General features: G+C 66.9%; 10 protein-coding genes and 1 pseudogene. 7 read left to right on the plus strand and 4 right to left on the minus strand.

The window, feature by feature from the left end; genetic code table 11:
- Positions 1–33: 33 nt before the first annotated feature.
- The 3 genes from AC07NN_RS07065 to AC07NN_RS07075 form a co-directional block, all read right to left on the minus strand.
- Positions 34–1,044, minus strand: a complete 1,011-nt coding sequence (locus tag AC07NN_RS07065; RefSeq protein WP_494638935.1) for an aldo/keto reductase — start codon at positions 1,042–1,044, stop codon at positions 34–36.
- Positions 1,045–1,056: 12 nt separating this feature from the next.
- Complete coding sequence (locus AC07NN_RS07070) at positions 1,057–2,211, minus strand: lactonase family protein (RefSeq protein ID WP_494638937.1); 1,155 nt, start codon at positions 2,209–2,211, stop codon at positions 1,057–1,059.
- Positions 2,212–2,328: 117 nt separating this feature from the next.
- Positions 2,329–3,567: a LysR family transcriptional regulator gene (locus AC07NN_RS07075; protein ID WP_494638939.1), complete on the minus strand. Its 1,239-nt coding sequence runs from the start codon at positions 3,565–3,567 to the stop codon at positions 2,329–2,331.
- A gap of 489 nt (positions 3,568–4,056) precedes the next feature.
- On the opposite strand from AC07NN_RS07075, the gene AC07NN_RS07080 reads away from it, so the two are divergent.
- The 6 genes from AC07NN_RS07080 to AC07NN_RS07105 all read left to right on the plus strand — a co-directional run bounded on the left by AC07NN_RS07080 (position 4,057) and on the right by AC07NN_RS07105 (position 10,423).
- Positions 4,057–5,025, plus strand: coding sequence for an ABC transporter substrate-binding protein (locus tag AC07NN_RS07080; RefSeq protein WP_494638941.1), 969 nt, complete (start codon positions 4,057–4,059; stop codon positions 5,023–5,025).
- A 17-nt stretch (positions 5,026–5,042) separates the two neighbouring features.
- Entirely contained in the window at positions 5,043–6,068 is a 1,026-nt protein-coding gene (locus AC07NN_RS07085) for an amidohydrolase family protein (protein ID WP_494638943.1), read from the plus strand.
- Between the two features lie 189 nt (positions 6,069–6,257).
- Positions 6,258–7,109 (plus strand): amidohydrolase family protein, encoded by an 852-nt coding sequence (locus tag AC07NN_RS07090; RefSeq protein WP_494638945.1) that lies wholly within the window; start codon positions 6,258–6,260, stop codon positions 7,107–7,109.
- 22 nt (positions 7,110–7,131) lie between these two features.
- Positions 7,132–8,433, plus strand: a complete 1,302-nt coding sequence (locus AC07NN_RS07095) for an MFS transporter (protein ID WP_494638947.1) — start codon at positions 7,132–7,134, stop codon at positions 8,431–8,433.
- A 98-nt stretch (positions 8,434–8,531) separates the two neighbouring features.
- Positions 8,532–9,536: a DODA-type extradiol aromatic ring-opening family dioxygenase gene (locus tag AC07NN_RS07100; RefSeq protein ID WP_494638949.1), complete on the plus strand. Its 1,005-nt coding sequence runs from the start codon at positions 8,532–8,534 to the stop codon at positions 9,534–9,536.
- Between the two features lie 29 nt (positions 9,537–9,565).
- Positions 9,566–10,423, plus strand: a complete 858-nt coding sequence (locus AC07NN_RS07105; RefSeq protein ID WP_494638951.1) for an HpcH/HpaI aldolase family protein — start codon at positions 9,566–9,568, stop codon at positions 10,421–10,423.
- Between the two features lie 7 nt (positions 10,424–10,430).
- Here AC07NN_RS07105 and AC07NN_RS07110 read toward each other — a convergent pair.
- Positions 10,431–10,561, minus strand: a pseudogene (locus tag AC07NN_RS07110) (hypothetical protein); the annotation flags it as partial.
- A gap of 106 nt (positions 10,562–10,667) precedes the next feature.
- Here AC07NN_RS07110 and AC07NN_RS07115 point away from each other — a divergent pair.
- Positions 10,668–12,212, plus strand: coding sequence for an acetolactate synthase large subunit (locus tag AC07NN_RS07115; protein WP_494638953.1), 1,545 nt, complete (start codon positions 10,668–10,670; stop codon positions 12,210–12,212).
- The last annotated feature ends 27 nt before the right edge of the window (positions 12,213–12,239 follow it).

The raw sequence follows: 12,239 nt of genomic DNA on the forward strand, positions 1-12,239 counted from the left end.
CCTCCGTGCTTCGCCCATCTTTTTGGGTGGAGATCAGGCCAGCACTTCGTCCGGGAGCAGCTCGGTATCGACCTGAGCCTGGGCTTCGGCCGGATAGCGCGGACCGTGGATGGCGTCGCCGGCAAAGAGCGCGTTGACCTGGTCGACGACGTCGGGCGAGAGCATCACGCCGGCCGCACCGACGTTCTCCTCCAGATGGGCCAGGCTGGTGGTGCCGGGGATGGGAACCACATGCTCGGCGCTGGCCAGGGTCCAGGCCAGCGACAGCTGAGCCGAGGCCAGGCCAAGGCTGGCGGCCAGCGCGTCGAAGCGGCGGACGGCGGCCAGGTTATGCGACAGGTTCGGCTCGACGAAGCGCGGCATCCAAGCGCGGATGTCGCCTCGGGCGTAATTCGCGTCGGCGACCGCGCCGGCCAACAGGCCCCGCGTCACCGGCGAGAAGGCCACGAAGCCCGCGCCCAAACGTTCGCAGGCCTCCAGCACCGCGACCTCCGGATTACGGACCATCGGTGAGTACTCAGTCTGCATGGCCGCGATCGGATGCACCGCGTGGGCGCGCTCCAAGGTGGCGGCCGACATCTCCGACAGGCCGATCGCGCCGATCTTGCCGGCCTCGACCGCGCGCGACAGGGCGCCGACCGAGTCCTCGATGGGCACGTTCTTGTCCAGGCGGTGCAGGTAGAAGAGGTCGATGTGCTCGACGCCCAGTCGCTGCAGCGAGCGGTCCAGGCTGGCGGTGATCGCCTCTGGCGAACCGTCCAGCACGCGCTGGCCGTCCTTGATGTCCAGCACGCACTTGCTGGCCAGGACGTACTCGTTCCGGCGATGACCGACCGCGCGGCCGACCAGGCGTTCGTTGGCGCCGCCGCCATAGAGGGCGGCCGTATCCAGGAAGGTGATCCCTAGGTCCAGCGCCCGGTTCAGCAGGCGCTCGCCATCCTCGGCGGGTGGCGGCGGCCCATAGGCGTGGCTGAGGTTCATGCAGCCCAGGCCGATCGACGAAACCTGGAAGGGGCCGATCCGGCGCTGGGGCAAGGTGCTCAAGGTGGGGGCTCTCTAGCTGGCGAGGAAGGCGATGCTGGTCGGCTTGAAGACCGGGACGGATTGGCCCGTGGCGGTCAGCTTGCCGGTGGCTGGATCGCGGGCCAGGACGGTGACCGTGCCCGAAGCCTGGTTAGTCGCCAGCAGCCAGCGACCGCTCGGATCGATCCCGAAGCTCCAGGGCGTCTGGCCGCCGGAGGGGATGCGTTGGATTTCGGTCAGGGCGCCGGTTTCCTGGTCGACCTCATAGGCGACGATCACGTGCTCGACGCGGATCGAGGCGTAGACGAAGCGGCCGTCGCGGCTGACCGCGATCTCGGCGCCGTTGATCGGCGGATCGCCGCCGGCGCGGATGGCGCTGAGTTCCTGCAGGGCGCCCTTGTCGGCGTCCCAACTGAAGGTGCGGATCGCCGGGACCAGCTCGCTGATCAGGAAGACGAAGCGGCCGTTCGGGTGAAAGGCCAGGTGGCGCGGACCCGTTCCGGGCGGGACGCTCGCGGAGGTGGCCGCGGCCGGCGACAGGCGGCGGGCTCGGCGGTCATAGGGATGGACGAAGATCTTGTCCGCGCCCAGATCGGCGACAAGAGCGTACTTGCCGCTCGGATCCAGCACCACGCCGTGGGCGTGAGCGCTCTTCTGGCGGGGCGAAGGGCCCGAACCCTGGTTGGCTTGGACGGAGGCGACCGGTCCGGTTCCGCCGGCCTTGAGGACGGGCAGGGCGGCGACGTGGCCGGAGCCGTAGTGGGCGACCAGCAGGCCGGCGCCTTTCGCATCCAGGGCTAGGTTCGTCGGCCCGCCGCCGCCGGAATCCACGGTCGAGACCAGGGTAAGCGCGCCCGTCTTCGGATCGGCCTTCAGCCCATGGATCTTGCCCTGCGCCTTGCCGTCGTTGCCAGTCTCGCTGACTGCGTAGAGCTTGGGACTGCTGGGATGGGCGACGATCCAGGTGGGGCGCGCCAGTTCCGCGACCACGCCGATGGCGGTCAGCTTGCCGGTATTGGTGTCGAGCCGCGCGGCGAAGACGCCTTGGCCGGCCTCGTTGCCCTGCGTGCCGACATAGACCAGTTGCTCGCCCTTCGGTGCGGCCTGTGCGGTCGGAGTGGCCAGAAGGCCTAGGGCTCCGGCGGTGACCGCGCGACGGGTCGGCGAGTGCAGCTTGGAATCGGTCATCGGCATCTCCCTGGCGCGTGCTTCTCAGGTCTTCGGCGCGCTGTCGAGTTGGGCGCAGGGTAGCCGAGGGGCAACCCTGCGCCGCCAAGTTCGACGGTGGGAGCGATTGGAAACCCGTTAGCCAGCCTTCCGCAGCATGGTCGGCGTCGTGGCGTCGGCCGTGTGGCGGCGCAGGAGATCGATGAACGCCTCGTGCAGCTTGGTCGGCAGCCAGCCCGAGCGCATGGTCACGCCGATGGCGGGCGCCGGGTCGATCGGACCGAAGGGCAGGGAGACCAGCTCGTTCTCGTGCATCAGCTCGTACGAGGTCATCAGGGCCAGGCGGTCGCTGCGCGAGAGCAGGTGACGGACGATCGGCAGGGCGCTGGTGGCGATCGAGGTCTGCGGCGCGACCTTGCCTTCGAACAGGCGCTCGAAACAGGCGCGGCGGCTGGCGCCGGTGGTGCCGACGACCCAGTCGTACTGCATCAGGTCCTCAACCCCGATGCTGCCCTTGCGCGCCAGCGGATGGCCGCGGCGGGCGACGACGGTGTAGGGGGTGCGAGCCAGGGCCTCATTGGTCAGGTCCTCGCCCTTGGTCTCCTGCACCAGGCCGATCACGAAATCGACCTCGCCGTCGCGCAGGCGCTTCAGCATCTCCGAGGCGCTTTCGTTGACGATCTTGACGTCGACCTTGGGATTGGCGCGGACGAACTCGTCCAGCACCGAGGCCAGCAGCACACTGCCGCCGAACGGCATGGCGCCGATGGCGATCTGGCTGGCGGCGCTGCCTTGGGCGGCCTCGATCTCGTGGATGCCCCACTCGATCTCCTGAGTGGCCAGCTTGATGCGACGGCCGAACTCGACGCCGGCCGGGGTGACCATCACGCCGGCGGCGGTGCGGTAGTAGATCGACTTCTTGAGGTTGCCTTCCAGGTCGCGGGCGGCGCGTTGCAGCGAAGCCTGCGACAGGTCCAGGGCCTGGGCGGCCTCGGCGAAGGATCCACTCTCGACGATGGCGATCAGGCTGCGGGCCTGGGAGCGGGAGATGCGCTTGGCGATCACCGGCGCGGCCTCGGGACCACCGGGCACGCCCAGGGCGATCAGGGCCTGCTCGAACTGTTCGAACAGGCGCGTGGTGCGGCGGTGGAAGATCTCGCCCAGCTCGTTGAGATAGCTGCCGCTGGCGCGGCGCTCAAGCAGTATGGCGCCGATCTGCTGTTCCAGCTTGGCCAGCGCCTGGGTCACCGCCGGCTGGGAGAGATTGCACTCTTCCGAAGCCCTGCGAACGCTGTTCAGGCGGCCGACGCTTTCGAACAGCTTCAGCTGCCGGAAGCTCAGCGACGCGGCCCTGCTTTCAGGATCCATGTCGATCATTTTCGTTCCTCCGATCACGCAGCGGTAACAGGAATCAATCGGGGTGCAAGCCGGCGAACTTGGGGCGAGAACGTCGAGATCCGAGATGAAAATGACTGTTGGACGCGGTCAATAGCGCCCCGATCAATGAGCGGAATTTTGAGAAACGGTCGGAAATTCCGTAGCTTTTACCGTATGTTGGTGACGATATTTCGTTTCTCTGGAAACGTGTGCGCTTGCGCCTATCTGGGGCGAGGGGGCGATAAGAAACATGTTCGAATACGCCCCTTCTATTACGCGATGCGACGCAAAACTTATCGCCGGTCGCGGCGAACCTATCGCTCCGACCGCGCCGCGCCGATAGGAAATGGCGCGCGCCCTCAAGGTTTCGCGGCGGGCCGGTTGCGATGAAGCAAGGTCGAACGCCTTTGTCAGGACGAACGGGGGCGCCCGCTGGTCCGATGACCACGGCCAATTCCCCGGATACTGATGAGTCCTGAGGAGAGGAAATTGGCCGGGAAGGTACATCTGAAGATCGCCGTAGCGGAGCACCCGCACACGTCGGCCATCCGCAACGGCTCGATCCCCATCGAGGGCGTCGAGGCCGAGATCATCACCGTCAAGCCGCAGATCGGCGCTTTCCGGCGCATGGTCCGTGATGTCGAGTTCGACGTCTGCGAGCTGGCGCCGACGACCTACATCATCGCCCGGGCCTATGGCGCGCCGTTCGTGGCGCTGCCGATCTTCGTGGTCCGCCGCTTCCACCACTCGGGCATGCTGATCCGTCCGGACGCCGGGATCGTCACGCCCAAGGATCTGGAAGGCAAGAAGGTCGGCGTCCGCGCCTATTCGGTCACGACGGGCGTCTGGCTGCGCCAGGCGCTGATGGATGACTGCGGCCTGGACGCCTCCAAGGTGACTTGGGTCGTCGATGACGAGGAGCACGTCCAACAGCTGGAGCTGCCCGGCAACGTGATCCACGCCACGCGTCCGCTGGCCGACATGATGGCTGACGGCGAGCTTTCGGCCGGCGTCGAGGGCGCGGCGGGAATCGGCCGCACCGGCGCGCCGACGGGCGGCTGGCAGGAGGTCGAGGCCAACTATCCGGACCTGCTGCCCAACGCCGCCGAGCTGGAAGCCGACTACTTCCGCCGCACGGGTGTCTATCCGATGCACGGCACGATCGTGGTCAAGGACTCGGTGCTGGCCGAGCACCCCTGGCTCGCCACCTCGCTTTACAACGCGTTCAAGCAGGCCAAGGACGAGTGGCTGGAGCGCGTGAAGGCCAACGGCCCGCAGGACGCCACCGAGAAGAAGTACGTCAAGCTGATGGACATCGTCGGTCCCGACCCGCTGCCCTATGGCATCGAGGCCAACCGCCCGACCATCGAGGCGCTTGAGCGCACCGCCTTCGCCCAGGGCCTTACCCCCAAGCGCATGAGCATGGACGAGCTGTTCGTCGATCCGGACAAGCTGTGAGCCGAGGAACCAAGACCATGATCATCGACTGCCACGGCCACTTCACCACCGTCCCCAAGTCGTTCCGCGACTTCCGTCAGGCTCAGGTGGACGCCGCCAACGACCCGGTCAACGCGCCACCCAGGTCCGCCGCTCACGTCAGCGACGACGAGATCCGCGAAGGCGTCGGCAATGGCCAGCTGAAGCTGCAGCAGGAGCGGGGCAGCGACCTGACCCTGTTCTCGCCGATCGCCGGCCTGATGAGTCACCACCTGGGCAATGAGCGCACCAGCCTGGAATGGGCCGAGATTTCCAACGACCTGGTCAAGCGGGTGACGGAGATCTATCCGGACAACTTCGTGCCGGTCTGCCAGCTGCCGCAATCGCCGGGCGCGCCGCCCGCCAACTCGATCCCCGAACTGCGTCGCTGCGTCGAGGAACTGGGCTTCGTCGGCGCCAACCTGAACCCGGACCCGACCGGCGGCTACTGGACCGGCAAGCCGCTGACCGATCGCGAGTGGTACCCGCTGTTCGAGGCTCTGTGCGACCTCGACGTGCCGGCCATGGTCCACGTGGCGGCCTCGTGCAATCCGAACTTCCACGGCACCGGCGCGCACTATCTGAACGCCGACACCTCGGTGTTCATGCAGATCCTGCAGAGCGATCTCTTCAAGGATTTCCCGACCCTGCGTCTGGTCATTCCGCATGGCGGCGGCGCGGTGCCCTATCACTGGGGTCGCTATCGCGGCATGTCGCTGGAGATGGCCAACCGGCCGCTGGAAGGCTTGCTGGACAACATCTTCTTCGACAGCTGCGTCTATCACCACCCGGGCGTGGATCTGCTGACCAAGGTGATCCCGTCCAAGAACGTGCTGTTCGGCTCGGAGATGATCGGCGCCGTGCGCGGCAAGGATCCCGACACCGGCTACTACTTCGATGACACCAAGCGCTATGTCGACGCATGCGTCAGCCTGACCGACGAGGACCGCTACAACATCTATGAAGGCAACGCCCGCCGGGTCTATCCGCGCCTCGATGCGCACCTGAAGGCGCGCGGCAAATAGGTTAGACGTTTCAAGTGATTGCGAAGGCGCGATGCGGGAAATCCGTATCGCGCCTTTCGCGTTTTCGGGCGGCCCTAAACTTATATCTCGCCGCATAGCTTCGACTGCTCCCGAGCGGCGATCTCAAGGACGATGGCTTCGAACAAACGACGGCGACGAGCCCGTCGGAAGCCACGCTAGGGAGCGCCTATGTCCTCGGTCATCGACATCCATCCGCACGTGATCTCGGATGACGAGGGCCGCTATCCGCCGGCGCCCTTGTTCGGCAGGCGCTCGGACTGGTCCCAGGAGCGGCCTTGCGTGGTCGAGACCCTGATCGCGGCCATGGACGAGGCGGGCGTCGACAAGGCGGCCGTGGTCCATTCGTCGACCACCTACGGCTTCGACAACAGCTATGTCGTGGACGCGTGCAACGCTCACGCCGACCGCCTGATCGCCGTCGGCTCGGTCGATGTGCGGGCGCCCGACGCGGTCGAGACGATCAAGGCCTGGACCGACAAGGGCCTGGCCGGCCTGCGCATCTTCACCGGCGGCAGCACCAAGGACTTCGACCCCACCGAGCTGGAGGACGAGAGCGCCTATCCGGCCTGGGAGTTGCTCGGCGAGCTGGGCCTGACCATGTGCATTCAGACCGGCCCCGTCGGCCTGCCGCAGGTGCGGGCCCTGGCCGTGCGCTTCCCGAACGTGCCGATCATCCTCGACCACCTGGGTCGCCCCGAGGTCGCCGACGGCCCTCCCTATGCCGACGCCCAGAGCCTGTTCGACCTTGCCGACCTGCCGTCGATCTACATGAAGCTGACGCCCCGGATCATGGGTGACAGCACCAAGGGCAAGGCGACGCCGGAGACCTGGTTCCCGAAGCTGGTCGAGGTGTTCGGCGCCAAGCGCCTGGCCTGGGGCTCGAACTTCCCGACCTCGCCGGGCACGCTGGCCGAGATCCTGGCGACTGCCCAGGAACGTCTCTCGACGCTGTCGGCCGAGGACCAGGAATGGGTGTTCGGCAAGACGGCCCTGTCGCTCTATCCCAAGCTCGGCGCATAAGTAGGGCAGGGGAGAAAAGATAATGGCCAGCGTCAGTAAGCCTACGGTCGACAACGTTGCGACCGCCGAAACCACCAGCCCGCCCGCCTGGAAGCGGTGGTCGATCCTGGCTCTGCTGGCCGTAGGGGCGTTGATCGCGTTCGTCGACCGCACCAGCATCTCGTCGGCCTTGGCGGTGCCGTCGTTCAAGGAGCATTTCCACCTGTCCAACCTCGACCGAGGCTGGATCAACTCGGCGTTCTTCTGGTCGTACGCTGCGCTGCAAATCCCGATGGGCTGGGTGGTCGACCGCTATGGCGTGAAGGTCCCCTATACGATCTGCTTCGTCCTCTGGTGCGTCGCCTCGGCGGCGACGGGGCTGACGACGACCCTGGCCGCCCTGATCGTCATGCGCCTGATCGTCGGCGCGGCCGAGGCTGTGGTGGTGCCGGCCAGCTATCGCTGGATCCGCAACAACTTCCATGAGGGGCAGAGCGGCACGGCCGTCGGCCTCTACATGCTGGGCAACAAGTTCGGCCCGGCCATCGGCGCGCCGGTCGCGGCCTGGCTGATCATCGCCCACGACTGGCGGGCCATGTTCATCATCACCGGCGCCGTCGGCTTGGTCTGGCTGCTGCCATGGCTGTTCATGGTCAAGAACGACCTGCCCCAGAAGAGCGACATGGTCGCCGTGCGCGCCAAGGCCTCGGCGTTGCCGATCAAGAACATCCTGGCCAGCCCGCTGGTCTGGGGCACCTTGGTGGTCAACTTCTGCTACAACTACTTCACCTTCTACTGCATGACCTGGATGCCGGCCTATCTGGTCGAGCATCGCGGCCTGACGCTGGAGAAGATGGGCCTCTATTCCTTCTTCAGTTTCGCCGGCATCGCCATCGTGGCGCTGGTCGCGGGCTGGACGGCTGACAAGTTGATCGCCCGGGGCGGCGACGCGGTGGTGGTGCGCAAGAGCTTCGTGGTCGCCGGCTTCCTGGTCGCCTCGACGGTGATCCTGGGCGCCAAGACCGACAACACGGCCGTGGCGCTGTTCTGGAACGTGTTCTCGCTGTCGGGCCTGGGCCTGGCGACTGCCAACAACCTGGCCCTCTGCCGCCTGACCCTGATCCCCAAGCCCGCCGTCGGCGTGGTCACGGGCATCCAGCAGGTCGCCGTCAGCCTGGCCGGCATGGTCGCGCCGATCCTGTCGGGTTGGCTGCTGGACGTCAGCGGCGGCTACACGGTCCCGATGTACGTGATCTTCGCCTTCCTGCTGCTGGGCGCCCTGACGACCCTGTTCGTCCTGCGTCGCGACTGGGCCCCGAAGGTGCCCGAAGGCGTGGTGGTCTGAACAAGCCGGCGGGTGTGAAGCGATCACGCCCGCCCTGAAACGAATTGGCGCGCCCTGGGGCCGAGCCCCTAGGTCATGCCAACCGAGGAGACGCGTAGATGGCCAAGATCGTGTTTGGCATGGCCGTGCCGCACAGCGGCATGCTGGGGCAGGCCCCCGAGGACTGGCTGAAGAACGGCGAGCGGGATCGCAAGAACCCCGAGCTGTGGTTCCAGAACCGCACCTGGACCTATCCGGAGCTGGAAGCCCATCGCGGCGCGGCCTTCGAGCCGTTCCTGACGATCGAGGAGCGCACCGAGCGCGCCGGTCGCTGCCGCGCCGCGCTGGACAGGATGGCCGAGGCCTATGCCCGGGCGAACGTCGATGTCGCCATCGTGCTGGGCAAGGACCAAAAGGAGATCTGGCCCGACCAGTCGCCCTCGATCACCATCTATACCGGTGAGGACATCCACAACGGTCCGCCCCAGCGCAGCGTCTACGCGCCCGACCACCACGTGGTGCACAAGGCCTATCCGGAGCTGGCGACCTATCTGATCAAGACCTTCCAGAAGGAAGGTTTCGACCTCAACGACCTGCAGGCCTGGCCCGAGAACGTCTGGATGGAGCAGCGCCAGGGCATGCGCCCGGACTATCCGGTCGTCCCGCACGCCTACAGCTTCGTCTACCATCAGATCATGGGCGACCAGCCGCCGCCGCACGTGCCGGTGCTGTTCAACCTGTTCTATCCGCCGACCCAGCCGTCGATGGACCGCTGCATCCAGTTCGGCCGCGTGCTGCGCGACGCGATCGAGGCCTGGCCCGACGACGTTCGCGTCGCTGTGATCGCCTCGGGCGGCCTGTCGCACTTCGTCAATGACGAGGAATTCGACCGCGACGTGATGGGGAAGCTGGCGGCCTACGACTACGACGGCCTCGCCGCGATCCCCGACGGCTACTACCAGTCGGGCACTTCCGAGGTGAAGATCTACAGCATCGTCATGATGGCTCTCCAGCACACCGGCGCCCAGATGAAGCTGGTCGACTACGTGCCGTGCTGGCGCACCCCCGCCGGGACCGGCGAGGGCATGGGCTTCATGTACTGGAACCCCGAAGAGACCGCCTAAGCGGCCCGACGAGAAAGAACGATACCCGCATGAGCGACACGCGCCTGAACGGCATCATCCGCGCCTGGGAGGCCGGTAAGCCGGCCTTCACCTGCTTCGCCAAGGCCGACAAGCAGTCCGCCATCGACCTCTCGGACTCGCCGTACGACGGCCTGGTGTTCGAGATGGAGCACAATCCCTGGGACATGGCCGCCCTGGGCGATGCCCTGCAGTACCTGCTGAACCGCAAGCAGATCCACTCGGCCGCCAGCCTGGCGCCGCAGGTCACCCCGATCGTTCGTGTCCCGGCCAATGGCGTCGAGATGAACCAGGCCTACGCCAAGCAGGCGCTGGACCGGGGCGTCTACGGCGTGATCTGGCCGCACATCAACGACGTGGCCCAGGCCTACAACGCCGTCGCCTCGTGCCGCTATGGCCGTCCGAAGAACGCGCCGCTGTACGAACCGCGCGGCGTGCGCGGCGATGGTCCCGCGACCGCCGCCCGCTACTGGGGCCTGTCCCAGGCCGAATACTACGCCAAGGCCGACGTCTGGCCGCTGGCCCCCCAGGGCGAGCTGCTGGTCGGCCTGATGATCGAGAGCGTCAAGGGTGTCGAGAACCTGGACGAGATCCTGAAAGAGGTGCCCGGCATCGGCTTCGTGCTGATCGGGGAGGGCGACCTGTCCCAAGAGATGGGCTTCCCGCGCCAGTACGACCATCCGGACGTCCGCGACGCCATGAAGAAGGTCGCCGAGACCTGCGTGCGCCACGGCGTGCCGGTCGGCAATCCGCACACCAACGCCGGCAATATCGATCGCCTGCTGGCCGAGGGCTACCGCTTCCTGATGGCCGCTCCGCAGCGCTCGTACGGCGTGGTCGGCAAGGGCAAGGAACTGGCCGGTTACTGAGGGTCCGAAAGCCTCGCCCTTCGACAAGCTCAGGGTGAGGTTTTCTACTGCCGCAAAGTCGTCCTCACCCTGAGCCTGTCGAAGGGCCAGGACGGTGCGCTGTGTGTTGAAACAGTCGGCGAAGGGCCGGAAATCTATCGCTTTCCGGCCCGTTTGGATTGGGCCGCCGCGCCCTGGAAATGATCTCTCTTCCTCCTGAGACGGACGCGCCGCGAAGCGCTCCCGACGATGTGGAGGAGTTGAGATGAACGGCGCCGAAAGCCTTGTGAACACGCTGGCCGACCAGGGCGTCGAGGTCTGCTTCGCCAATCCCGGCACGTCGGAAATGCATTTCCTGGCGGCGCTGGAAAATCCCCGGATGAAGAGCGTGTTGTGCCTGTTCGAGGGCGTGGCGACCGGGGCGGCCGATGGTTGGTATCGCATGCGCGACAAGCCGGCCTCGACCCTGCTCCACCTGGGCCCGGGCCTGGCCAACGGCCTGGCCAACATCCACAACGCCAAGCGCGCCAGCTCCGGGATGGTCAACATCATCGGCGAGCACGCTACCGCGCACCTGAAGTACGACGCGCCGCTGACCTCGGACATCGAGGGCCTGGCCCGTCCGCTCAGCCACTGGATCCGCCGCGCCGACAGCTCGTCCTCGATCGCGCTGGACACCGCCTCGGCGGTCGCCAAGGCCGGCGAGCATCCGGGCCAGATCGCCACCCTGATCCTGCCGGGCGACACCTCGTGGGGCGACGCCGGCGAGCCGCCGAAGACCACGCGCGCGACGGTCCAGCGCAAGGCGCCTGACCAGGCCCGCGTCGACCACGTCGCCAAGGTCTTGAAGGCCGACGAGACGACCCTGATCATCCTCGGCAACAAGGCCATGCGCGGCAAGGCGCTGGAGCTGGCCGGACAGGTGGCCGCCAAGACCGGCGCGCGCCTGGCTACCCAGTTCTTCAGCACCCGCATCGAGCGCGGGGCGGGGCGGGTGCCGCTAGAGCGCATCCCCTACGCGGTGCCGCAGGCCGTGGCCTTCCTGAAGGGCTTCAAGAACATCGTCACGGTCGAGACCGGCGAGCCGATCGCGTTCTTCAGCTATCCCGACAAGCCGAGCCTGCTGAAGTCGCCCGAAGCCTCGGTGCACAGCCTAGTGACCGCGGGCGAGGACAGCGTCCTGGGCCTGGAGATGCTCCTGGACGCCCTGGGCGGTCCCAAGGTCGCACCACGACTGCAGGAGCGCGTCGACAACGGCGTCCCGACCGGCAAGCTGGAGCCGATCAGCATCGCGCACGCCCTGGCCAGCGCCATGCCCGAGCACTGCATCCTGGTCGACGAGTCCCTGACCACGGGGCGGGAGTCGATGGGGCTGACCGCCGGCGCGCGGCCGCACGACACCATCCAGAACATGGGCGGCTCGATCGGCTACGGCACGCCCGTGGCCACCGGCGCGGCCCTGGCCTGCCCGGACCGCCGGGTCTTCTGCATGGTGGGCGATGGCAGCGCCATGTACACGATCCAGTCGCTGTGGACCCAGGCGCGCGAAGGCCTGAACGTCACGACGATCATCTTCGCCAACCACAGCTACCAGATCCTCAAGACCGAATTCGCCAACATGGGTTTCGGCGCGCCGGGCCCGCAGGCCCTGGCGATGATCGACATCGACAAGCCGCGCATCGACTGGGTGGCGATGGGAACCAGCATGGGGGTCCCCTCGCACCGCGTCACCACGGCCGAGGACTTCCACAAGAGCATGGTCAACTCGGTCCGCGAGGCGGGGCCGGTGCTGATCGAGGTCGCTCTCTAGAGCGCCAGAACCCGAAAAAGGGGGATA

Source organism: Caulobacter sp. GW821-FHT09H08, from assembly GCF_059415885.1.